The organism is Haloferax prahovense (assembly GCF_000723845.1).
Lineage (GTDB): Archaea > Halobacteriota > Halobacteria > Halobacteriales > Haloferacaceae > Haloferax > Haloferax prahovense.
Window position 1 is genome coordinate 68,818 of record NZ_LK053001.1, and the last position, 24,089, is coordinate 92,906.

Annotated in this window: 18 protein-coding genes and 1 pseudogene; 9 read left to right on the forward strand and 10 right to left on the reverse strand. The window is 63.7% G+C overall.

Translation table 11 applies throughout. The annotated features are described in order from the left end of the window. Nucleotides 1-97: 97 nt before the first annotated feature. The 7 genes from BN984_RS15420 to BN984_RS15450 all read left to right on the forward strand — a co-directional run bounded on the left by BN984_RS15420 (nucleotide 98) and on the right by BN984_RS15450 (nucleotide 8,593). On the forward strand, nucleotides 98-2,041 hold the full coding sequence (locus BN984_RS15420; protein WP_049968664.1) for an archaea-specific SMC-related protein: 1,944 nt from the start codon (nucleotides 98-100) through the stop codon (nucleotides 2,039-2,041). A gap of 569 nt (nucleotides 2,042-2,610) precedes the next feature. Continuing rightward, nucleotides 2,611-3,384 carry an IclR family transcriptional regulator gene (locus BN984_RS15425; protein ID WP_049968665.1) on the forward strand — a complete coding sequence of 258 codons (774 nt, stop codon included), beginning with the start codon at nucleotides 2,611-2,613 and terminating at the stop codon, nucleotides 3,382-3,384. A 196-nt stretch (nucleotides 3,385-3,580) separates the two neighbouring features. Then, nucleotides 3,581-4,534, forward strand: coding sequence for a mannonate dehydratase (locus tag BN984_RS15430; RefSeq protein WP_233514282.1), 954 nt, complete (start codon nucleotides 3,581-3,583; stop codon nucleotides 4,532-4,534). Nucleotides 4,535-4,704: 170 nt separating this feature from the next. Continuing rightward, complete coding sequence (locus tag BN984_RS15435; protein WP_233514283.1) at nucleotides 4,705-5,775, forward strand: TRAP transporter substrate-binding protein; 1,071 nt, start codon at nucleotides 4,705-4,707, stop codon at nucleotides 5,773-5,775. Between the two features lie 25 nt (nucleotides 5,776-5,800). Next, entirely contained in the window at nucleotides 5,801-6,352 is a 552-nt protein-coding gene (locus tag BN984_RS15440) for a TRAP transporter small permease (protein ID WP_008096800.1), read from the forward strand. Between the two features lie 48 nt (nucleotides 6,353-6,400). Next, nucleotides 6,401-7,699 (forward strand): TRAP transporter large permease, encoded by a 1,299-nt coding sequence (locus tag BN984_RS15445; RefSeq protein WP_008096801.1) that lies wholly within the window; start codon nucleotides 6,401-6,403, stop codon nucleotides 7,697-7,699. 126 nt (nucleotides 7,700-7,825) lie between these two features. After that, nucleotides 7,826-8,593 carry an SDR family NAD(P)-dependent oxidoreductase gene (locus BN984_RS15450; RefSeq protein ID WP_049968667.1) on the forward strand — a complete coding sequence of 256 codons (768 nt, stop codon included), beginning with the start codon at nucleotides 7,826-7,828 and terminating at the stop codon, nucleotides 8,591-8,593. Here the strand turns inward: BN984_RS15450 and BN984_RS15455 are convergent. The 3 genes from BN984_RS15455 to BN984_RS15465 all read right to left on the reverse strand — a co-directional run bounded on the left by BN984_RS15455 (nucleotide 8,588) and on the right by BN984_RS15465 (nucleotide 15,575). Further along, nucleotides 8,588-9,628 carry an NAD(P)-dependent alcohol dehydrogenase gene (locus tag BN984_RS15455; RefSeq protein WP_049968668.1) on the reverse strand — a complete coding sequence of 347 codons (1,041 nt, stop codon included), beginning with the start codon at nucleotides 9,626-9,628 and terminating at the stop codon, nucleotides 8,588-8,590. The genes BN984_RS15450 and BN984_RS15455 overlap by 6 nt on opposite strands. A gap of 487 nt (nucleotides 9,629-10,115) precedes the next feature. Then, nucleotides 10,116-13,289: a right-handed parallel beta-helix repeat-containing protein gene (locus tag BN984_RS15460; RefSeq protein ID WP_049968669.1), complete on the reverse strand. Its 3,174-nt coding sequence runs from the start codon at nucleotides 13,287-13,289 to the stop codon at nucleotides 10,116-10,118. Between the two features lie 717 nt (nucleotides 13,290-14,006). Continuing rightward, a complete protein-coding gene (locus BN984_RS15465; protein ID WP_049968670.1) occupies nucleotides 14,007-15,575 on the reverse strand; it encodes a glycoside hydrolase family 43 protein in 1,569 nt (522 codons plus the stop codon). Between the two features lie 166 nt (nucleotides 15,576-15,741). Here BN984_RS15465 and BN984_RS15470 point away from each other — a divergent pair. After that, a pseudogene (locus tag BN984_RS15470) lies at nucleotides 15,742-16,245 on the forward strand (inorganic phosphate transporter); the annotation flags it as partial. Here BN984_RS15470 and BN984_RS15475 read toward each other — a convergent pair. From BN984_RS15475 to kdgK1, 3 genes are all read right to left on the reverse strand, one after another. After that, entirely contained in the window at nucleotides 16,246-16,569 is a 324-nt protein-coding gene (locus tag BN984_RS15475) for a hypothetical protein (protein ID WP_008096810.1), read from the reverse strand. A 155-nt stretch (nucleotides 16,570-16,724) separates the two neighbouring features. Next, nucleotides 16,725-17,378: a ribonuclease HI family protein gene (locus BN984_RS15480; RefSeq protein ID WP_049968825.1), complete on the reverse strand. Its 654-nt coding sequence runs from the start codon at nucleotides 17,376-17,378 to the stop codon at nucleotides 16,725-16,727. Between the two features lie 1,119 nt (nucleotides 17,379-18,497). After that, nucleotides 18,498-19,454 (reverse strand): bifunctional 2-dehydro-3-deoxygluconokinase/2-dehydro-3-deoxygalactonokinase, encoded by a 957-nt coding sequence (kdgK1, locus tag BN984_RS15485; protein ID WP_081909239.1) that lies wholly within the window; start codon nucleotides 19,452-19,454, stop codon nucleotides 18,498-18,500. Between the two features lie 138 nt (nucleotides 19,455-19,592). Here kdgK1 and BN984_RS15490 point away from each other — a divergent pair, with 138 nt between their 5' ends. Then, nucleotides 19,593-20,240: a bifunctional 4-hydroxy-2-oxoglutarate aldolase/2-dehydro-3-deoxy-phosphogluconate aldolase gene (locus BN984_RS15490; RefSeq protein WP_049968671.1), complete on the forward strand. Its 648-nt coding sequence runs from the start codon at nucleotides 19,593-19,595 to the stop codon at nucleotides 20,238-20,240. 201 nt (nucleotides 20,241-20,441) lie between these two features. Here BN984_RS15490 and BN984_RS15495 read toward each other — a convergent pair whose 3' ends face one another. The 4 genes from BN984_RS15495 to BN984_RS15510 are packed head-to-tail and all read right to left on the reverse strand — an operon-like array spanning nucleotide 20,442 to nucleotide 24,078. Continuing rightward, entirely contained in the window at nucleotides 20,442-20,816 is a 375-nt protein-coding gene (locus BN984_RS15495; protein ID WP_008096816.1) for a RidA family protein, read from the reverse strand. 11 nt (nucleotides 20,817-20,827) lie between these two features. Further along, complete coding sequence (locus tag BN984_RS15500) at nucleotides 20,828-21,670, reverse strand: SDR family NAD(P)-dependent oxidoreductase (protein ID WP_049913701.1); 843 nt, start codon at nucleotides 21,668-21,670, stop codon at nucleotides 20,828-20,830. A gap of 51 nt (nucleotides 21,671-21,721) precedes the next feature. Next, entirely contained in the window at nucleotides 21,722-22,888 is a 1,167-nt protein-coding gene (locus BN984_RS15505) for a mandelate racemase/muconate lactonizing enzyme family protein (RefSeq protein WP_008096821.1), read from the reverse strand. A gap of 41 nt (nucleotides 22,889-22,929) precedes the next feature. Next, the gene (locus BN984_RS15510) at nucleotides 22,930-24,078 is read right to left on the reverse strand and encodes a hypothetical protein (RefSeq protein WP_008096825.1); all 1,149 of its coding nucleotides are present in this window, start codon (nucleotides 24,076-24,078) and stop codon (nucleotides 22,930-22,932) included. Nucleotides 24,079-24,089: the final 11 nt, after the last annotated feature.

Below are 24,089 nucleotides of genomic sequence, written 5' to 3' on the forward strand. Positions count from 1 at the left end.
TGGCACCCGGGACAAGAGACACGTTCCAATGATAGCGTTGGAACGAGTTTTGGAAGCGTCACCAACTGTTTTCACGGACCCCCGTGTCGAACATCGTATGGCCACGACGAACGGACCGGCCCGCCTGACCGTCACGCGATTCGCCGGTCTCGACGACGCGACCGTCGAGTTCGAGCCCGGCGTCTCCGTCGTCGCGGGACGGAACGCGGCCGACCGAACACCGCTCATGTGGGGTCTCGCGGCCGCGCTGGGAAGCGATGAACCCCCGTTCGAGGAGAGTGCTGACGGCGGTCGGGTCGAACTCGCCGTCGGGAGCGAGGTGTGCACGCGGGCGTTCGTGAGGGAGGGAGACCGCGTCGTCGCGTCCGGCGACCCGTATCTCGAAGACTCGACGACCGCAGACCTGTTCGCGTTCCTGCTCGGTTCCAACGAGACCCGGCAGGCGGTGACCGGCGACCGCGACCTGCGGGAGTTCGTCACGCACTCGGTCGACACCGACGCCGTCAGCGAGGAAATCGCCGACCTCCGCGCCGAGCGCGCCGAGTTAGACGACCGAATCGCGGAGCTGTCCGCGCTCGAATCCGAGCGCCCGCGACTCCGCGAGCGCCGCGACGAACTGAACGCGGCTGTCGAGCGCTTGGAAGCCGAGTTGGCAGACCGACGAGAAGCGCTCGCTCGCATCGAGCCGTCGGCGGTCGACGCCGACGCTGACGCGCGGAGGGAAACCGACACCGATACGCCGGACGCGGAGGCGCGAGCGGACCGATTACGGGAGTTGAACGCGACGCTCGACAACGCCCAGTTCGAACTCGAGGCCCAGCGGGAGTCACTTGACGCGCTCGACGCCGAACTCGGCGAGGTCGAATCGGAACTCGCGTCGTGTCCCGCCGACCCCGCCGGCGAACTCGACGGTCTGACCGACGAACTCTCCGAGTCGCGCGTGCGAAAACGACGGTTAGACGCGGATATCACCGACGTTCAGCGAACGCTACGGTTCAACGAGCAGTTCCTCACGTCGGGGACATCGCCCGTCGCCACGAGCGCGGGCGAAGACGGCGGGCCCGACGGCGACGGCCGGGTCGTCTGCTGGACGTGCGGGACCTCCGTCCCCGAAGCGAGCATCGAATCGACGCTCGACCAACTCCGGACGCTCCGCGACGACCGTCGCGAGGAGCGCGCCGAACTCACCGAGCGTCTCGAACGACTGCAAGAACGCCGGTCGGAACTCGAAGACCAGCGACGACGGCGACGCGACCTCGAAACACGACGCGAGGAGTTACGCCGCGAGCGCACCGAGCGCCGGGTGCGAGTCGAGGACCTCGAAGCCCGACGCGACGACCTCGAATCGGATATCGCCGACCTGAGACGTGACGCCGGGGCCGCGGAGGCGGACGACCGCGCCGCGGTCCTCGCTGCCCACCGGGAGGTCACCCGGGTCGAGTTCGAGTTGGAACGGCGACGCGAGGAGCGCGCCGCCGTCGTCGATGACCTCGATTCCCTCGAAGCCCAACTCGACCGACGGGCGGACCTCGAAGCACGGCAGGACGGAATTGACGACCGAATCGGCGAGCTTCGCGGTCGTATCGAACGACTCGAACGCGCGGCCGTCTCGGCGTTCAACGACCGAATGGCGGACGTTCTCGACGCCCTCGAATACGACCGCCTCGCCCGTCTCTGGATCGAGCGACGGAGCGACGGAGATTCCCTCGATGACGCGGGCGCGACTCCCGCGGGGCGGTTCGTCCCGCACATCGAGCGCCGGACGGACGATGGCACCGTCTACGAGGACGTTATCGACCACCTCCCGACCTCCGAGCGCGAGCTTATCGGTCTCGTGTTCGCCGTCGCCGGCTACCTCGTCCACGAGGTGTCCGACGAGGTCCCGTTCTTCGTTCTCGACTCGGTCGAGGCCATCGACGCCGAGCACGTTCGCAGGCTCCTCGCCTACGTCGGTCGGGATGCCGACTACGTCGTCGTCGGCCTATCCGGAGAGAACGCGCAGGGTCTCCCGGACTCGTACCGACGACTTCGGGCTCCGTGACCACGAGTTGCGGTCCGAAACGACCCGTCTGTGACAGACATAGCTCTGTAATTACAATCCGATAAAACCGAATTGCTCGAGGAGGTACCCGAGCCCACCAAGAGTTACACGGGTAGGCCTGTTATGCACGGCAGGCCCCATCCGAAGCAACATCACAGGGACCGCATGTAGCCGGGACGCGAGCGGCGGAGTTCGCGCGCCCCGTCGGCTCGTTTCGTGCTGGTGAACCCGTCCGAAACGGGAATCGGCGACAGAGCCTGGTTGTTCGCGACGGATCGCGATTCTACTAATAGTAGAGTCAAGTGACGCGGACGAGCGCCTCTGTTCTCGGTGTGCCGCGTGGGCACACGTGACTAATTGAACGGGAATCGAACCTCACGTATCGAATCACTCACCGATTTGGATTAATTATGAACATTCGTCAATCACCAGAGAGCCACCCCACGGTATCGGTACGACGGCAGCGAGGGCAAACCCGCGTGCGACGGCGTCGGTTGCGGTCGCTCCCGACTTCGTGGGACGTTTCCACCATCAGTAGAATTTATCTGTCCCGCTCCGAAAGGCGAACCATGGCACCTAACGAAAGCGAAGGCGGCGGCAAGCGCGTGAAGGCGGTCATGCGCTCGTACCGGGTAATCGGCGTTCTGCGAGAGCAGGGAACGGTGCGGATTAACGACGTCGCGGACGCGCTCGGGGTGCCGACCAGTACCGCGCACGTGCATCTGAAAACGCTCGAGGCGGCGGGGTACGTCGTCAAGGACGAACACGGGTACCGACTCGGCCTTCGGTTCCTCCGCGACGGAAGCATCACCCGGGGGCGCTTGGACGTGTACGGCGCGTCGCGGTCCGAAATCAAGGACCTCGCGGAGTCGACCGGTGAGGTGGCGAATCTCGGCGTCGAGGAGAACGGACAGCGGGTCATCGTCTACCAGGCTGAGGGCGACAAGGCGGTGTACGACAACGCGCCGATCGGTGAGTTCACCCACATGCATTGGACCGCGCTCGGAAAGGCGATTCTCGCGGAACTCCCCGGCGAGCGGGTGACCGAAATCGTCGACGAGTACGGGCTCCCGACGAAGACCAACCACACGATCAGCGACCGGGACGCGCTCCTCGAAGAACTCGAGACGATACGGGAGCGAGGGTACGCGCTCGAAGACGAAGAGCGGAGAGACGGGATTCGGTCCATCGCGGTTCCGCTGGTCAGCGACGGGTCGGTCATCGGCGCGGTGTCGCTTTCCGGACCGAAAGAGCGGTTCAACGACGACCGAATCGTAGACGAACTGTTCCCGGCGCTCAGAGACCGGAAGAACGTCATCGAGGTCAAGTACGCGTACGACTGAGCGCCATCCTCCGGTCGTTTCATCGAGTCGAACGAAACCGTTCCACTATGAGTGGAATACAACTTCACGAAGATACGTTATGGATTCGAAACTGGCTATAGAGTGGCTCTAGAGGCTGATTCGGTGGTTCGCCGGACGACGACGCCGACATCTGTGCGAAACGCTTTTACTTGGAGTGAGTCTGGGATGTGAGTGTATGAATCCAGCAGTGATGCTGCCTCCCTCCCCGGACAGACGGTGGACCCTCGCCAAGCAACTCGGCGTCGAAAGCGCCGTCGTACGGTTCTGGGGCGTCGACGACTGGTGGGAGTACGAGACGTTACTCGAAACCCGAAACCGGTTCGCAGACCACGGATTCTCACTGGACGTCGTCGAGGACCGCCCGCCCATGGAGCGAACGGTCCTCGGTCAGGAGGGTCGAGACGAGGAGATCGAGACGGTGAAACGGCTGCTTCGGAACATGGGACGCCTCGGCATCGACGTGTACTGCTGGGTGTGGACCGAAAACCCCGTCGGCGTCCTCAGAACCTCCGATTCGATTCCGGACCGCGGTGACTCGCTCGTCACCGGGTACGACCACGAGTGGATAGAGCGCGCCGAGGACCACCCTGCGGCGGGTATCACCGAGGAGGAGCTGTGGGACAACCTCCAGTACTTCCTGGACGAGGTCGTGCCGGTCGCCGAGGAGGCGGGCGTCAAGATGGCGCTCCACCCGGACGACCCGCCGGTCGAGGAGCTTCGGGGAGTTCCCCGCCTCGTCACATCGCTCGAACGGTACGAGCGCGTCTTGGAACTCCACGAGAGCCCCAACCACGGCGTCACGTTCTGCCAGGGGAACTTCGCCGCGATGGGCGAAGACGTCCCGTCGGCGATTCGACGTCTCGGAGAGCGGATTCACTTCGTCCACTTCCGCGACGTCGAAGGGACGCCCGAGTCGTTCGTGGAGACGTGGCACGACGACGGGCCCACCGACATGGCGGCGGCGATGGAAGCGTACCAAGACATCGGCTTCGACGGGGCGATTCGCCCCGACCACGTCCCCAAGATGCTCGGCGAGGAGGACCGAGCGGAAGCCCACGCGGGGTACACCGACATGGGCCGGCTGTTCGCAATCGGCTACATGAAGGGCCTCATCGAACGCGGACAGTAACGCTGTAGCCCGGCCGGTCGGCCTCGCCTCGACTCGATCGGTGACTGCCGGCGACTGCGGCGAGTGACGAGTCGAACTACCCAGAGCAGATGACATCTATCCTATGATATATTATTAAAATGAATTATTGCGATAGATATAAGTACCAGTGTAGAATCGTTGTGAATGGTATGCGTAGACAAAGCCGACGGAGCTTCATGGAACAGCTCGGGCTACTCACTGGCACCGGGGCAATCGCATCGATGGCTGGCTGCATGGGCGGCGGTTCCGGCTCCGGAACCGACGGCACGACCGGTTCGGACGACTCAGACACCGATACGACGGAGAGCGGTGGCGGCGGTCAGAGCCAATCGCTCATCATCGGGAGCGTCTTCCCCAGCGGGCACGTCATCAACGAGATGGCCAAGGAGTGGGCCTCTTCCGTCGAAGCGGAGACCGAGGGGCGAGTGGCGATCACCATCGAGGAGTCCTTCGGTGGCGAAAAGGAGGTCATGGAACAGACGCAAATCGGCTCCATCGACGGGACCATCATCGGGACGCGCTGGGTCATCGACTACGACCCCAAGAACTTCTGGGTCGAGTCGCCGTTCGTCTTCGAGGGCTGGGAACAGCAGCGGCGCGCCTTCCAGACGGAGTTCTTCGACGACGGCCGACAGCGCCTCCGCGAGCAGGGTAAACAGATGCTCGTGAACGAACCGGTGTACCGCGGCTACCGACACACGACCGGGAACAAGGCCTTCGAGACGCCCGAGGACATTCAGGGAACCAACCTGCGGGTGCCCGACCTCACCCCGTGGGTGAACATCTGGAGCGGCATCGGCGCGAGTCCGACCACCGTCGCCTTCGACGAACTCTACAGCGCGCTGCAGCAGGGCGTCGTCGACGCTCAAGAGAACCCCGCCGAGACCGTCCGGTCGTCCTCGCTGTACGAGGTGCAGGACTACTACACGCTGACCAAGCACCTCGCGTCGACGGGGTGGTTCACGCTCGGCACCCAGGCGCTGTCGAACATCTCCGACGAGGACCAGACGACGATGGTCGACTCGTTGACGTCCAGCATCCAAGAGCTCAGCAGCAGCATCGCTGAATCGGAGTCACAGGCCATCGAAGCGCTGAAAGAACAGGGAATGAACGTGGTCGAACCCGACCGAGACGCGTGGTTAGAGGCGGCGAAAGAGCCGCTCCAAACGCAGTTCGAGGAGAACTGGGAACCGTCGCTCGAAGAAGTGCGAAACATTTGAGCGGACGCTTACTCGTAGAGCACCCATGGAAGAAGTAAATCTCGCAACGAAACTCGGCCGGCTTTTCGACGGGTTGGTCACATCCATCGCGTTAGCACTCTACGTGCTGATGATACTCGTCGTCGGGTTACAGATTCTGACCCGCTGGGTCCTGGGTTCGATACTCGGGTCGAGTCTCCCGTGGACGGTCAATCTCTCGCAGATGCTGCTCGTGTACATCACGTTCTTCGGCGCGGCGGTCGCCAGTCGAAAGCGACAGCACATCTCGCTCGACCTCCTCGTCTCGCGGCTCTCCGACGGCGTCATCCGGGTGCTAACCGGTCTTCGGACGCTCCTCATCCTCGCGTTCGTCGGCGTCATGGTCTCCGGAGCGTACCCGTTGTACCTACAGAACCGGGGATTCGGGATGGGAGCGCTCCCGTCGCACCCGCCGTTCACCGAAGCATGGCTGTACGTTCCCGCCGTCGTCGGCGGTGTCTGTATCGCGATCTACGCGCTTCGCGACCTGTGGCTCGTCGCCGTCGCGCCAGAAACGATTATCGAGGACATCAAAGGAGAAGACGAAAATGCAGAGTGAGCACCGCCTCCGCGCCGAGACGCGTCCGCTTCAGGGAGGGACCCGATAATGGCCGATGTCGTTCTGCTCGGACTGTTCATCGGCGTCCTGCTCGTCCTGTACCTGTTCGAAGTCCCCGTCGTGTACGCGCTGGGGCTGACGAGTCTCATCCTCATGTGGACCACGTCGATTCCGTTCGAGCCGCTTCTGGTCGCCCAGACGATGGTCTCCGGGACCAACTCGTTCGTGCTGTTGGCGATTCCGCTGTTCCTCCAGACGGGGCTGTTGATGAACAAGCTCGGCCTGACGGACGTCATCTTCGACTTCGCGAAGGCCATCGTCGGCCCGATTCGCGGCGGGCTCGCTCACGTCAACATCGTCGCCAGTATCATCTTCTCCGGAATGACGGGGACCGCCGCAGCGGACGCCGCGGGCCTCGGCGCTATCGAGTACCGCGCGATGCGCGAGGAAGGATACGACCAGGGATTCAGCGTCGCCGTCACCGGGTCGTCGTCCATCATCGGCCCGATTATCCCGCCGAGCGTCCCGCTCATCATCTACGGGATTCTCGCGCAGGTCTCCATTGGCACGCTGTTCATCGCCGGACTCGTCCCGGGGCTGGTGATGGGCGTCGGACTGATGGCGCTGTGTAGTTTCTACGCCCATCGGAACGGCTACGAGAAGGGCGACTGGTGGTCGCTCGGCGAACTCGGCCGGACCTGTTACCGGGCGCTGCCCGCGCTCGGCACCCCGGCGCTCATCATCGGCGGGATTCTGGGCGGCTGGTTCACCGCGACCGAGGCGGGCGCAGTCGCGCTGTTCTACACGCTCATCATCGGGACCGTCTTCTACGACGGCCTCTCTCGGGAGGAACTCGTCGCGTCGTTCGACGAGGGGATGACCCACACCGCGACGCTCACGTTCATCGTCGCGGCGGCGTCCCTGTACGGCTTTCTCATCCGTCGCGCACAGCTCCCGGAGATTCTCGCACAGGCCATCACGGGCGTCTCGACGGACCCGCTCGTGCTCATGTTGCTCATCGCGGGCGTTCTGTTCATCGTCGGGCTGATGTTGGAGACGATTGCGGCGATAACCATCCTCACGCCGGTGTTCCTCCCCATCGTCGAGCAGACCGCTATCAGCCCGATTCACTTCGGCGTCGTGATGATCGTCACGCTGATGATCGGCCTGCTCACGCCGCCGTTCGGCGTCATCCTGTTCGTGCTCAACGCCGTCACCGGCGTCTCGCTCGAACGGATTACTCGGCACATGGTCCCGTTCTACCTGCCGCTTCTGTTGACCCTCCTGTCGATTATCGTCTTCCCGGAGCTCGTCCTCTGGCTGCCGCGCGCGATAGGGCTCGCCTGAGCGGCGCTCCAATCTCTTTTTACAACGGCTACCGCCGGCGCGTAGATGACGGTCCGGGAGCGATTCGCTTCGCGAGTTCGTCTGTCGACCGCAAGAGTTAGCATGTCGTAGTCGGTGGAATCGGATATGGTGGAGACATCACCCACGGTTACCGTATCGGATAGCGCTGCGGTCGTCATCGGCGGCACGAGCGGCATCGGTCGGGCCATCGCGCTCGCCTTCGCCGACGACGGTGCCGACGTTGTGGCGACGAGTCGCAGCGCGGACGCCGTCGAGGAGACCGCCGAGGAGCTCCGCGACCGCGGCGCGAAGACCGCCGAGGTGACGTGTGACGTCCGAGACGACGAGTCGATAGAGAACCTCTACGAGGTCGCCAGCGACGCCATCGGAGACGTCGACATCCTCGTGAACTCGGCGGGGTCGGTCGCGAGAGCGTCCGTCTCGGAGATGAGCGACGACCAGTGGAGTCAAGACATCGACGTGAACCTGTCGGGCGTCTTTCGGGCGTGCCGCGTCTTCGGCCGCGAGATGGAGTCCGGGAGCATCGTGAACATCTCCTCGATGTCAGCACGGCAGGCCCGCGAGGAGCGCCCGGCCTACTGCGCCGCGAAGAGCGGCGTGAACGGGCTCACGCGCGCCGCGGCGGCCGACCTCGCGCCCGACGTGCGCGTCAACGCAATCGAGCCGGGATTCGTCAATACCCCGCTCGCGGGCGACGGCTTCAACGAGGGAACCGAACTGCGAAAGAAGATAGACGAGGGAACGCCGATGGAACGCGTCGCGACGCCGGACGAAATCGCGGGCGCGGCCGTCTACCTCGCCAGCGACGCGGCGTCGTTCACGACGGGCGCGGTCATCACCGTCGACGGCGGCTACAACGACAACGCGTTATAGCTCGTCGCTGACGCGGATTACGCCTTTTACTTCTTCGGGCTCGGCCGCGCGGTCAAACGCGGCCTGCGTGTCCTCGAACGACGACTCGAAGGTCACGATACTGTCGACGTCGAACCGACCCGTCTCGATTCCCTCGATGGCCTTCGGGTACGTGTTACTGAATCTGAACGAGCCCTTCAGGTCGTACTCTTGCCCGATGGTCTCGACGATGTCGGTGGGGAACTCGGGTTCGAGGGGGATACCGACGAAGACGACGGTGCCGCCGCGTTTGACGGCCTCGGTCGTCGTCTCGATGGCGCCGCCGAAGCCGGAACTCTCGAGGACCACGTCGACGCCGCGTTCGTCGACGTGTTCGCGAATCGTCTCGACGGGGTCGGACTCCGTCACGTCGACCGCGTAGTCGACGCCGCGGGACTCGGCCAGTGCGAGCTTTTCGGGGACGACATCGGTCAGGACGACCGTCTCGGCCCCGCGGGCCATCGCGACTTCCGAGACGAGCTGACCGATGGGGCCGCCACCGGTGACCAACACCGTGTCCCCGTCGGAGACGCCGCCGCGCTGACAGGCGTGCATCGCGACGCTCAGCGGTTCCGCGAGCGCCCCTTCGCGGAGCGACACCGAGTCCGGAAGCGCGTACAGGTACTCGGCGGGCCACGCGACGTACTCGGTCAGCGCGCCCTCGACCGGCGGCGAAGACATGTACTCCATATCCTCACAGAGGTGGTAGGTGTCGTCGCCGGCGCAGTACCCGCACTCTCCGCACGGGAGACCGGGTTCGATTGCCACGCGGTCGTCGGGACCGACGCGGGAGACCCCGTCGCCAACCTCGACGACGGTACCGGCGGCCTCGTGACCGAGGACGTGGGGGAACTCGACGACGTTGCCCCCGTTTTCCCCGTGTTGGTAGTAGTGTAAGTCGGACCCGCAGATGCCGACGCGGTCGATTCGAACCAGAACTTCGTCGGGGGCGATTGTCGGGAGGTCTCGCTCGACAAGTGTGAATTCACTAACATCTGTGAGCTCGCAGGTTCGCATGCTTGTACCGAAGAGAATTACGGTTATATTCCTTTTGCCGCGTGGGTCACGATGGGCGATAGCGTGGAGCGTATTCACCGCGCTCGACCGGTGAGTTCGCCCTCTCAGAGGATAGTTAACAGAGACAGACTAATCCTTCTATCGTTCTATAAACGCACATCTTCACGTAGAGACTATAATCTGAATTATTTGAGTTATTTATTATTCATATACCATATCCGACTTTGAGGACTATACCTCCACAAAATAGCAGATATGAATTTCAAACAGAATTAGTTCTAACAACCCAACGAGGACCCGAGTGTCAGAATTGTTCAATTTGAACACTAATATCGGCCCATTACCGCTACGGTTTTACACTGATAGAGGTGGAACACACGACAGAGCCACGGCGCGACACGCCCTCGGCCGCGGGGCCGAACGTCACGATACGCCGTCGCGTAGCGGGACCCTCCCCGCGGCGGTCGTCGTGGGGCGCGTTGGGCGTTCATCCTCGCATCGCCAAGACGTACGCGACGCCGGTGAGGCCGGCCCACGCGACACCCGCGGCGAGGCCGACGCCGATCAGCGAAGCGGTGCCGACGAGGCCGCCGATGAGCCAGACGAGGACGGCCGCGCCCGCCAACAGCTGTATTCGAAGGCCGCTCACCGGGGGCGACCGACGCTGAAGGGTCAGCGCCATCCCGTAGCCGCCGAGACCCAGCGCACCCACGTAGAGCCCACTTCCGAGAAGCCCCCACACCGAGGCCAGTCCGCCGAGGAACCCGTCGTCGGTCGAATCGTTCGTCGGCGAGTGAGACGTGGTCGTCGCCCCCGCCGTGTTCGGCGAGGTCGCTGTCGTCACCGATGGAGCCGCTTCGGGCGGCGCGACACCAACCGTCGCCCTGACGGTGTCGCTGTCGATACCGAGCCGACTCTCGACGGCTAACCCGACGTCGAGAGGCTGTTCGCTCATCGTGACGCTGAGTTCGGGGGTCGACTGCACCGCTCGCTCGGTCCCGTTCACGAAGAAGTGATAGCGACCGACTGGGGAGGTGTCGCTCGTCGAGCCGGCCCCGGACAGTCGGAGTTCGTCCGCGGCGGTCGCTGTCGCCGGGGCGTCGATTCGGGCAGTCGGCCGAGTGTACAACTCGTCGGGTGCTGCGGTTCGGAACGGCGTGAAATCGACCCAGCCGCGCTCGGTGACGACGGGGTTCCCCTCTCCGGACGGGAGAATCGACGAGTGATACGGACCGCTGGCAGCGCCCCAGTAGTTGGACTCGGCGTCGACGGTCCGAATCGGGTCCACCACGATTCGGGCGGTCGCGTTCGCGCTGACCAGCCGCTCGATGTCGACCGTCAGACCCCGGTCTTGGCCGTAGATACTGTTGTTGACGACGTGGTGGGTCCTGGTTCCCTCGCCGGCCGTTTGGACCCCGATGCCGGTCGGAAGCGCGCCGCTCACGCGACGAATCGTCAGGGCGCTGGCTTCCGCGCTCCGCGTCTCGCTCTCGCCGTCCGTCCGTAGGACGACGACCGTGTCGTCCCAGAGCCGAGCGACCGTGAGCCGCTGTGTCAACTCGGGATTGGCGACGAGTTCTTCCAGCGGAACCGTCGACTCTGCTTGGTTGATGATCGCACCGGACGCCCCCTCCGCGACGTACACCCCCGTTCCCGGCGTCACTCCCGAAACGGGAACCGGGTCCGCAAAGGCGTTCGTGTTGAACACGATGTCGTTGTCTCGAACGTCGGTCTCGACGACCCCGCGGACGACGACGCCGTAGGAGTTGGCGGCGATAGTGTTGTTGGCGACCGAAAGCTCGCCGCGGTGCGTTATCGGGCTGGCGACGAGCAGCCCCGCGCCGGCGTTGTTCGCCAGTCGGTTCTCGCTGACGTTCGTCCGGTGAATAATCAGGTCCGAGCGGACCGAAACGGCGTGACCCCCGTTATCGCGGACGGTGTTATTCCGGACGGCGACCCCGCGTGCCGCCGCTCCCGTCCGGAGCTCCAGTCCCGCTCCTCCGTTGTCCCGGACAGCGTTATCCGCCAGTGTGAGACCCGATACGACGGTCCCATCGAGGGCGAAGCCGTCGCCGCCGTTCTCGACGAGGCGGTTCCCGCGAACGTCGCTCCCCCGCGTCAGCCAGTTATCGACGTGGACGGCGTCCCCGCCGTTACCGCGAATCGCGTTGTCGGTGAGTTGCAGATTCAGTTCGAGACTGCGAGCGGTGAGGTCGACGCCGTGGCCGACGTTGTCCGCCAGCGTGTTGTCACGGATGGTGACCGCGCCGGGTTGCGGGAGTTGGGTCCCAGACTGGCGGATACGGATGCCGGTCTGAGCGCCGCGAACCTCGTTTCCGACCACGGTCGCCGTCGTTTCGTCGCGAGCGTCGAGTTGGATGCCGGCGTCACCGGCGGTGATTTCGTTGTGCAGCAGCGTCGTGTCGCTCCGGGCCGCACGAACCGCGATTCCGCTGCCCGCGGTCGCCGAAATCTCGTTGTTCAACAGCCAGAGCCGGCCGATACCGTCGGCGGCGACGAAGACCCCGTTCCCGTTGATATCGCGGAACGACGACTCGCGAACGGTGAGCTGTCGCACGCGCGTCGTAGACGCGGCGCGCTCGTCGACCGGCGACGTGACGTTTCCGACGGTGAGCGAGCCCCGAACGCCGTCCGAGAGCTGTGAGACTGTCCCCTTGCGGAGGTCGACCGCAACGGGATAGAACCCGCGTGTCTCCGGGTTGACGACGTCCTCGTACTCCACGAGGAGTCGGCCGTCGCTCGGAATGCTGACCGGCCTCGACAGCGAGATTCGCACGCGACCGTCCCGCGCCGAGACGTCCGTGACGAACGAGTCGAACGACCGCTCTATCGTTCCGTTTCGGTTGCTATCGAGACCGATGCGTTCGATGCTCTCCGCGTCGACGTCGTCGACGGAGCCGGCATCGGCGTACCGGAGTTCCACCGCGTCGAAGGTCACACCGACGCCGGCATCGAGCGACAGCGTGTGGACCGACCGCTCTTCGCGCTCCGCGGGTGACGCCGTAATCGAGGTCTCGCCGGTCGCGCCCGACAGGGGCGTCGCCCGAATCGCGTGCCCGTCGATGCGTCGGAACGCCGACCGCTCGATGGTGATCCGCGGCGTCTCCGCGGCGTCGTCGACAGACAGCCCGGCCTTCGAGAAGTCTCGGAACGTCGAGTCGGTAATCGTAATCGACCCGTCTGCGCGGGACACGGTGACGCCGCTCGTCCCGCCCTGCAGGGTCGTGTTGCGCACGACGAGTCGGGACTCACTCGTCCCGTTGTAGCGGATGCTCGCCCACCGGCGGTCGGCCGCGGCACCCGCGGACCGCGAAACCGTCACCGGTCGGGCCGCCGTGCCGTCGACGACGAGTGAGCCGTCGACGGAGAGCGTGATTCCCTCGGCGAGTTGAACGTCGGTCCCGGGTCGTATCGTCAGCGTCGTCCCGGGGTCGATGTGGACGCTCTGGATGATTCGGTAGGGGCCATCCTCCGGCGTCCACGTCGTGTCCGAGGCGATATCCGATTCCACGAACGTCGTGCTGGTCTCGTTTTCGACGGCCGCGACCGGGCCGGCGAGGGGGACGAACAGCGCCGCGACGACGAGTACGACGAGCGCCTGTCGAGTCCGAGTGAGATGGGAGGGAGTAGAGAACGTCATGCGTCGGTCGAAGATACGGTATAAGTGCCTTCCGCGTGATATAAATGAAGTGGTACTCGGCTCTGAAATCGACGGCGGTCTGCCAGCGGGCGTCACGACCTAACGTTCACGCGACGAGACGCCGACCGTGACTCGAATCATTGGCTGAGTAGATAATAAAATAATATTGAACTTACCTCGTAAGTATAAGAATAACAACCTATTTTCGAGACCACCGGCGAGACAGCGAACGCGAACAGTACCAGGCGCTTGGTGACGAGCGCACGCAGACAAGAACGCTCTCAGCTTGCGAGTGAGATCGCATGGCGAGCGAAGAAGTAGTGGGCGAGAAATAGGGATAGTATAGAATAGAAGGCATATATCGTCCCAATCGCCTATTATGAACGTAGAACGTACAAAATACGAAATCTATAATCTGTCGTAGAGCACGTCTCAACGATATATGAGAGAGTGTGAGGGAACGGCCCGGGATGTCTTAGAGTAACTGCCTTATATCACAAAATATTTATAAATTTAACAGAATGAATCTATTTCGTATATGTTATTTAAATCAACATGAAATGGGTTCCAAGACACCAGAACGCTGTGCGTTCTGGGAGCGCCTATCAGGTGTTCGCGGTCCAGCACTACGTGACCGGGTGTCCACTCGCAAAGCGTCTCGTCAACGCTGTACAGTTCTCGTACACAATTCGGTAGCAAGCCTACAAGCCCACGACTTCAGTCGTGGGTCGCTGACTCGCTGACCTCGAAGTACTCGAAGTCGCAGTACCCACCGTCGACCGCAGATTCGCTCGACTGCGCGACGAACAAACCGATTTTGGCACCGATCCAGCGTCCCTGCTGGGCTTGGAACGGCTCTCCAATCGACTCGAAGCCGGCATCGTCGGTCGCGTACGCGAACTGGACGCGCCCCCCGTCTTCGACAGTCGCCCGCAGTCGTGCGGACGAGCCCCGGAGGGGTACTCGTTCAACGACCGTGTCAAGGTCACCCTCTGATGGGCTGGTGTTACGAGCCTGTATCAGATTGACTCCGTCCGTGGTCTTACGGACACTGAGGTAGGCGTACTCGGAGCCCATGACGAGAAGCCCTCCGTGTCCGGTTCCTTCTTCGAGGCCGCACCGGACTTCCGTCGTCGCCGTGAACGCCGGGGCGGGGAACTTCTGGAGGAGGAGGCTCGGGACGGACCACAGATTCTCAGACGCATCGACACGCTGTTGGAATAAACGGAGTGCGTCGGGGCGGTCAGTAAGCGAGTGCCAACCGAACTTCGGGTTCCCGTGCCACTGCCACTGGAGCCCTAAGCGGGCCGCTTCGAAGTCGTCGGAGGTCTGCGGGACCATCGTCGGAAGCGTCTCAGCGGCGACGTCGGGCTTTTCGTGCGTTCGGACCGGCTCGCCGGTCCCATCGCCGTCCTCGTCGCGACCGATGACGGGCCACCCGTCGGCCCAAGCGACCGGCTGGAGGTGGACGATGCGGCCGTACGGGTCGACCTCTTGGAAGTGGACGAACCAGTCCTCGCCGCTGTCCAAGCCCACCAGTGCTCCCTGGTGCGGCCCGTTAATCGGTGTCTCCCCCTGGGCGAGGACGATTCGGTCGTCGTACGGGCCGTAGATGTCGTCCGAGCGCAGGACCGTCTGCCACCCATCGCTAACGCCGCCGGCGGGCGCGAAGATGTAATAACTCCCGCCCCGCTTGTACAGCTTCGGCCCCTCGATTGTCGGGTGGTCGTCGTGGCCGTCGAACACCTGTCGGCTTTCGCCGGTGATGTGTGTCCCGTCGGGTGCCATCGGGGCGATGTTGAGCACGCTGTTGAATCCGGCACGGCTCTTCGCGAACGCGTGAGCGAGATACGCGTTCCCGTCGTCGTCCCACAGCGGTGCCGTGTCGATCCACCCCTCGACCTCGTGCACGAGCGTCAGATCGGACCACCGACCCCGGGGGTCGTCGGTCTTGGTCATGTAGACGCCGCGGTCGGGGTCGCCGTAGAAGATGTAGAACGTCCCCTCGTGGTAGTTGATCGAGGGCGCCCAGACACCGTTCCCGTGCTGCGGACGGTCGAAATCTGGTGGTAACTCGTCGATGGCGTGATTGATGAGTCGCCAGTTCACGAGGTCGCGCGAGTGGAGTATCGGAAGCCCCGGGACGGCGTTGAAGCTCGAAGCGGTCATGAAGAAGTCATCACCCACGCGAACCACGTCGGGGTCGGAGTAATCCGCGTAGATGATCGGGTTCCGATACCGGCCGTCGTCAAGGGTCGGGTCCCAGACTGCTGCGGTGTGTTTCATGATAGCTGACAACAAGTAACGCATGAATAAACGTTGTGTTCAGGTCTCTCGATTGCACGGCGTTGAACGCTCTCACCAGACATTCGGTACTGGGGGCATCGGGTGGTTGACGACGGACGCGTCCCGCGTGAGACGAACCATATCGAGTTGCAGTCGACGAACCCGCCGCGACGAGACCGCCGGTATCAATCAGTTTCTGGTCGCGCTGGGACTCATCGTCGTGTTCACGAGCGGTGGCACGCAGATCGGCTTGGCGACCGGGCCGCTAGAGGCCGTGTTCGAAACGGACCTCCAGCTCTCGTCGATTTCCCTGCTCGCACTCGGCGGCGGTGGGATTCTCTTCGGGGCGTGGATCAGAGGGCCGCGGCTCGTCCGAGCCGTCTCGAACGAATACACCACGCTCGGGGCGAGACGGTCGATCGCCGCCCTGATTCCCACCTTCCTGATCGCACAGCTCGAAATCGTACTGGGAATCCCGATCTCGTTCAACAAAGTGATGATCGCGAGCATCGTCGGGAGTGGTCTCGCCGCCAGCTCGTCGGACGGAAGCGGCGTCTCACCGCGGAAAGTCGGCATCGCGCTCGGGTCGTGGCTCGGGTCGATACCGGGTGCAGGCGCCATCAGCTACGGCCTGTACAATCTGTTGAACGCGGTTCCGGGCGTGGGGTGATCAGGAGACGATTTGGTCGATAATCTCTTCTTCGGCGGCCCGAGTCTTCATCTCCTCCCACGTCTCGAAATCAGTTCTGTCGGCGACGTACTCGTCGAGTCGGGCACGCGAGATGTCCCGTGCGTCGGCAACGTCGTCGAACGCCCACGGGCTCTGATCGCAGAACGCGGCAAACGAGTCGAACTCGGTGTGGTCGCGCATGAACGGTTGCGAGAAGAAGACGTCCGAGTGGACCCGGGTACCCGCTTGCAGTTCGCCGATTCGGTTGAGGGCGTTCCCGACTCGTTCCTCGAGATCCTCCAGTCCAGCAATCTGAAGGTCCATACCGGAGGTGATGTCTCGATGCGGGTAAAAGCCACGACCACCCACTGGCGTCGGTTCGAAACGAGATGGCACACGGTGACCGGATGGGTTGCGACTCGCACGAGCGGAATGGACACGTCACCGACGGGAATTCGGCACACCCGCGACGAGACGAGCTATCCCGGCCCCAAGGCTGCGATGTCGGCACCGACTGTCGCCAGCGCATCGGCGGGGTTCGGGTCGCAGTCAGCCAGATGCGTGTACCGGTGGTTCGGAACGCTCGATAGCGCTGCGGCGATAGCCTCGCTGTACGTCTCGACGCCCGGTTCTGTCGGGTCGTTACCTCCCCAAACATCGCGAATGACTGTCATCGAGTCGATTCGGACTTCGAGGCTGTGTGGCTCGTAGCGTGACACCAGTTCGGATAGTCCGAGTTGGAGGGCGCCGTACTCGGCGGTGTTGTTCCCCGTCCGAGACCCGACGGGACGGCCGAGCCGTGCGAGTTGGTTCTCTTCTGCGTCCATGATGACCGCGCCCGCGCCCGCCGGACCGGGGTTGCCGCGCGAACTGCCATCGACGTACAGGATGAACGAATCGTCGGTCGGTGCGGGGACTGGCGGGTGAGTGAGTTCCGACGACAGTAGATCATCGAGCGCACGCCGCAACTCGCCCGAGGTCGTCGCGGGGTCGAACAGGCCGCCGTAGCCGGGGACGGCGTCGTCGATGATGTCGGTGGCGGCTGCCATCTCGTAACCGACGCCCGCGAGAACCTCGTCGACGAGCGTGGCGAGCGGTGAGAGGTGCCCGGCGGGACGCGGCTCTTCGGTCACGTCGCCGACACCTTCCTCGGGTTCTCGCTCCGGTCCCTCACCACGTCGCACCTCGCTGCTCTCGCAAGCTCGTCGAACAGCTGCATATCAGCACTCGGTCGTCGAACGAGATAATTCCTTCAGGTTGGTTGGCGAGGGACGTCGGTAAGACACCCTCCTCGGGTGGAACAGCGATGGCACTTCACCAGACGGCACTGTCTAGTTAAAGAAGAAGCCTCACGTCTGGTTCGCACCTCGCCGGACCGAAGGGCCCGCGGACTCGTCGGGGTCGGACAGCTTCCGAGACACCGAAATGCACTACGTTCTGTGGACACCGCTCGGGGCGTTTGTCGTCCACCTCTACGGGATCGCGTATCTACTAAGAGAAACGACACAACTGCCTCGAACTCTCGACATAGAACACTCTCATCAAGCAGTCTATCGATAGCATTCGTTCTGTCAGAAACATATCTCAAACCGCCTGAGCAAACGCCAAATTGGGTTGTGTCGAGGTGGCTGCTGTCGGAATCGATCACAGACTGTCTTGATTATATTATACAATATATTTGGAGATCCAATTCTCGGCGCCGAGTCATTGTTCCGACATAGGGCCGACCCAACGGCTGCGTTTCGCCATCGCCTCTCGGAGAAACACGATATCTCGAGCGCTGTGCTTCTCGGTGAGCATGACGAATAACGAACTTCAATCTCCCTATTAGAATTAAGCGATCGGCTTGCTCCACTAGGTGGAATCTCATCAAGACGTTGCTCCATGTCCTCGAAATTCGAGTCGGTTGCGTCCATCACTCGTAGGTGGGCAGTCGTTAGAGCGCCCATATTAATTCAAAAATATACAATACTATAACAGCCAACGACCGCATCAATCGTCCAACTGACGAACGTCGGTCGAGGTGTTCACTAACGAAACAGTACTATGTCAAGAAACAGCCTTGTGTCGAATATGTCACAATATGAAAACGAGACGATGTCCCATCGGTTTTGGGGTGGGTCCCTCAACTGCAACCTGTGTTGGCGTCGTCTCAGGCAGGTCGTGAGCGCGGGCAACCACGACAAACACTCGAGAACGTGCGACAGCCACCTCGTATCTCTCGTCTCGGCCGCTCAGTCGGTGAACCGTGGTCAACGGCTGATACCACCGCCGGACTGCTCGCGTACGCGCTTGACCTCTTCGGGGGTGACGACGGCCAAGTCGCCGTCCAGCGTTCGCTTGAGGGCCGCCGTCGCGGCACCCGTTTCGAGCGCGTCGGGGACGGGGTCACCGCGAATCCGCGAGGCGAGATAGCCGCCGACGAACGCGTCGCCCGTACCAATCGGGTCGACCGTCTCGGTTTCGAACGCACCCTGCTCGTACGTCTCGCCGCCGGCGCGGGCGAGTGCGCCCTCGCCGCCGCGCGTGACGACCACCGTCTCGAAGCCGAACTCCGCTTCGAGCGACGCCGCAATCGCGGCCGCGTCGCAGTCGCGTCCGAGAACGGTTCGGGCGTCGCGCGCCGCGACGACGAGCACGTCGACGAGCGGAAAGAGCGGTTCGAGCGTCTCGCGTGCCGCTTCGGGACTCCAGAGCTTCGACCGATAGTTCAGGTCGAACGCGGTGGTCGCCCCCGCGCTCCGCGCGGCGTCGAGAAGCGAGCGCGTCGTCGCTTCCAACTGGTCGGACAGCGCGGGCGTGATACCGCTCGTGTAGTAGTAGGTGGCGTCTTCGAGGAGGCGCGTCGAGAGTTCGTCGGGCGTCGCAGTCGTCACCGCGGCGTCCGCCCGGTCGTAGATGACCGACGTGCCACGCGGTTCGACGCCGTGTTCGAGGTAGTACGTCCCCTGTCGGTGGTCGTCGCTCCAGACGACCGCGGGTTCGACGCCGTGTCGACGTACGTCGGTCGCGACCCGGCGGCCGAGCGCTGAGTCGGGAAGTTTCGACAGCCACGCGGCGTCAGCTCCGAGCCTGCTGGCCGCGATGGCGACGTTCGACTCCGCCCCGGCGGTGCTGAACCGCAGGGTGTCGCTCGTCTCCAAGCGGCGTCCTCTCGGAGGTGACAGGCGGACCATCGTCTCGCCGAACGTCACCAGTTCAGGCGTCACAGTATCCACTCCGTCGGGTCGAGTCTTGCATACTCGAACGTCGCGGAGTCGCGGCATAAGGACTCCGCTCTCGACGATGTTTGCTCGCGGCAGTCGCCGGACCCCGAAGGTTAAGCCGTGGGTCGTCCTGCTACGGGTATGGTCGCTTCCACCGCCCAGCGAATCGCAGAGTCGGGTATTGTCGCAATCGTCCGCGGGACCGACCCCGAGACGGCGATCGAGACGGTCGACGCGCTCCGCCGCGGTGGCGTCTCGACGGTCGAGATAACCGCGAACACCGAGGGCGTCCTCGACATGATTCGAGACGTGTCGGAGTCCTTCGCGGCCGACGAGGTGACCGTCGGCGCGGGGACCGTCCTCGACGCGGCGACGGCGCGGGCGGCGACCCTCGCCGGTGCGGAGTTCATCGTCACGCCGTCGTTCGACGAAGGCGTCGTCGAAGCCGCGAACCGCTACGGCGCGCCCTCGCTCGTCGGTATCTCTACGCCAACCGAAGCCGTCAACGCCTTCCAAGCCGGCGCGGACATGGTGAAAGTGTTCCCCGCCGGCACGCTCGGACCGGGGTTTGTCTCGGCACTCGGCGGCCCTCTCGGCCACATCCCGACCGTCCCGACCGGCGGGGTCGGACTGGACAACGTCGGCGAGTTCTTCGACGCGGGCGCGACAGCCGTCGGCGTCGGGAGCGCCATCGTCGACGCCGAGGCCATCGCTCGCGGCGAGTTCGGCGTTATCGAAGCGAACGCCCGCGCGTTCAGAGAGGCTGTCGAGGCCGCACGGGCTGAGTAGACACCAGACCGGCTTCGATGGCCGGGACGACCGAACCGTCACGCGTTCTGAACTGCACGAAACGAAAACGGAACCCAACGGTCGACACTGCTTCGGGACCGCGGGGAGGGTAGCGTTGCCACTCCCGACGCGGTGTTTCACCGTCGGCTTCCGCTCTCACCTACGGTCGGGACGGTACCTCCGAGTCGTTCGCTCGACGCGTCACCGCTCGGCGACGACCTCGATTTCCACGTCGATGTCCACGGGGAGTTTCACGACCTCGACGGCGCTCCGTGCCGGATATGGTGCCGACATATACTCGCCGTAAACCTCGTTCACCTCGTCGTAGTAGCGCATGTCTTTGAGGAAGACGGTGGCTTTCACCACGTCCGCGAGCGACGACCCGCCGGCCTCCAGAATCGCCTCGACGTTCTCGAGGGTTCGCTTCGTCTGTTCCGCCGGCGTCCCGTCGACGACTTCGCCCGTTTCGGGGTCGACGGGTCCCTGTCCAGAGACGTAGAGTTTATCGCCGGAGACGACGCCCTGCGAGTACGGTCCGATGCTGTCCGGTGCGTCCGCTGTGGTTAGTTCTTTCATCGTTGATGTGGTTACTGCCGCGATGGTACTTCGTCCGCGTCGTACACTTCATTGATGAACGACGTCGAGAGACTCGTCGTGAGGCCGCCGTCGAGGACGACGTTCTCGCCGGTGATGAAACTGGACAGCTCGGATGCGAGGAACAGCGAGGTGTCCGCGACCTCACGCGGCGTCCCGAAGCGACCAAGCGGGTACTGGTCGAGCCAGCCTTCGCGCGCGTTCGAATCGCCCGTTCGGCCCTCTGTGTTCTCCATCTCCTCGCGCCTGCTCGCGGTTTCTATCGTCCCTGCGGAGATAACGTTCGAGCGAACACCGTGTTGGCCGTAGTGGGCCGCGATGTTTCGCGACATCGCGAGGAGACCGCTTTTCGCCTCCGAGTAGCCGGACAGACCGATGCCGAAGAGCCCGTTGACCGAGCCCATGTGGACCATCGAGCCTCCGCCGGCGGCGACCATGGCCGGGAGGACCTCCTTGCTCAGGAGGAACTGGCTCTTGAGGTTCAGGTCGACCATCCGCTCGAACGTCTCCTCGTCGCAGCGGTGCGCCACGTTCGCGGACTCGTCCGACCCGCCAGCGTTGTTCACCAGCACCTTGACCTCGCCGAACTCGTCGAGCGCGGTATCGACGAGGCTTCGAACCTCGTCGCGGGCGGTCACGTCGCATTCGACCGGAACGACCCGGCCGTCGTGTGCGGCGGTGAGTTCCTCGGCGACCGGTCTCACGTCGTCCAACGAGCGCGAGCAGATGGCGACGTCTCCGCCAGCCTCCGCGAATCGCGCCGCGATTTCGCGACCGATACCTCGAGAGGCACCGGTTACGATTGCCGGACGGTCTCGTAGTGATAACTCAACCATAGCGTGCGCACCGATGTGGTCGGAGCTATTCAACCTTGCTATGGTGTTGCACTATATTCGGTACGCTTCGACGGCGTCTCGGTCGACCGAGATTCCGAGGCCGGGTCCGCGCGGTGCGGGGAGACAGCCGTTTTCAACTTCGAACGGCTCCGCGATGACGTCGCCCTCCCACGCGTAGTACGTCGAGTCCGGGGGGAGCGAAAAGCCCGGTATCCCGCTTACGGCGTGGAGAATCGCCGCCGTCCGAATCCCGAGGTCGAACGCACAGTGGTGAGTGAACGGCACGCCGGCGTCTTCGAGTATCGCCGCCTGTTGACGGATACCGCTGATGCCGCCGGCCGGGGTGAGGTCGATAACGCCCACGTCCATCGCACCGGCCTCGACGAGCGAAGAGATGTTGTGTGGTACGTAGGTGTCCTCATTCGGGGCGATGGGCTGCCGAAGGCGCTGTCGCAATCGTGCGAGCGACACGTGGGAGTCCACCCGAATCGGCTGTTCGAGGTACTGCAGGTAGATACCTTCGTCTTCGAGCATCGCGCCGACGCGAACTGCCTGGTCGAGCGTCCAACCCTGGTTCGGGTCGAGGCGGAACTCCAGTTGTCCGTCCGTCTCGTCGTGCATCGCCTTGATCCGCGCAACGTCCTGTCGCCAGTCCCTCCCCGCTTTCGTCTTGAGCACGTCGAAGCCGGCGTCTAGTGCCTCACGGGCCTTCACGCGAGACTCCTCGGGCGGCAGGATTCCGAGACAGAACGCGACCGGGACTGGTCCGGGGGTCCGGGTGCCGTCGGCCACGTGGGACCTGTGCTGGAGCGTGCTCTGGGTCGGCGCGGTCCAGCCGCCGAGCAGTTCGTACACGGGTCGGTCGAGCGCTTTCCCTACGATGTCCCAACAGGCCGTTTCGACGGCGGAAAAGAACATATCCACGTTCGTGTACTCGACGAACACCTGTCGGCGAAGGCGTTCGATTTCGAACGGCGATTGACCGACGACCATCGGCCCGATACCGTCTTCGATGAGCGACTCGGTCGCCGTCGGCGAGAGAAACACGCGCATCTCGCCCCAGCCTTCGATACCCTCGTCGGTGTCGACGCGGACGAGCACGCGCTCCATCGATTCGAGTTCGCCGTGATTCGTGGTGTACGGGGCGATTCCGAGATGCTCGTCGGTACTCGTTAGCGGAACGTCGACAGTAACCGCTGTCACGTCGGTTATCTCCATACAAACGCTTGTAGGGGGCGACAGTATGAAAGTATCGTTTGTTACAGACTCGCGTCCGTGGCCTCCCGAATCCACGACAGCGACCGCTCGGGCAGCAGCCCGTAGTTGTAGAACGAGACTCGCGGCACGTCGACGGCCCGTAGTGAGTCGACGATGTCGACGAGCGTGTCGCCGTCGTGTATCGCCGGGTGGCCCGGGAGGAGTCCGACGTGTAACGGTCTGTCATCGGTCACCGCATCGACGCTTCGATAGGCGTCTATCACCGCCTCACGTGAGGACTCATACGCTGGCAGACAGAAGTAGTCGACGTGCTCGGACAACTGGTCGAGGTCGGCCCCGACCATCCACTCGCGGCCGGGTTCGGGCGCGCCGACGTAGTATCCGAGCGGCGTCGACCCGCTCTCCGCGGACAACTCCGCGTAGAGCGTCGCCAGCGTTTCTTCGCGCACGTCGACGTAGTCGGCGACCGCGTCGTGCTCGCGGAGCCACAGCTCGGGTGAGAGTCCGTGCGGAACGGTTCCGTCGACGATTTCGTCGAGCGTCTGTGCGACGGTGTCCCGAGCTGAGTCGACGTCGACGCCCGCGTCCGACGCGGTTGCCCGACAGTGGTCGCAGAAACACAGTCCGAAGAGGAACTCACCGAGCGTTCCCAGCCGAGCGTGAATTTTCTGGTGGTGCCAACCGAATCCCGTCCCGTAGAAGTAGTCGAAGGTCTCGAGTTCGATTCGGTCGAAGTGGGCCGAGTCGGTCAGGTCGCGGACGAGTCCGATGAGGTACTCCTGTACGTCGGGGTTCGTCGGGCAGAGGCCGAAGACGAGGTCGTCGCCGTGCGCGGAGGTCAGCGTCACGTCTCGGTGGCGCATCCCGAGCCGCGAGTTGTGGCAACCGACCGTCCACGAGTTCAACCGGACGTTCTCGAGGCCGTCGGCGATTTCAGCGACCCAGTCACCGGTCATCCCCTCGTACGGAACCGGTTCGAGGCGGCCGTAGCCGCCGCCAGGGCGGAAGTACGAGCTCGCGTGTGCGAAGAAGGTCCGTCGCTTCGGGTTGTGCGGCGCGAACGCCTGTACGGCGTGATAGTTCGTCGCGAGGGTCACCTCGTCGACGCCCAGTTCGGCGATGCGAGCGCCCGTCTCTCGTGGTCCCGTATCGAGCACGTCCCACGGGTACGCCCAGATAGCGAACTCCATAGCGGGTCGTC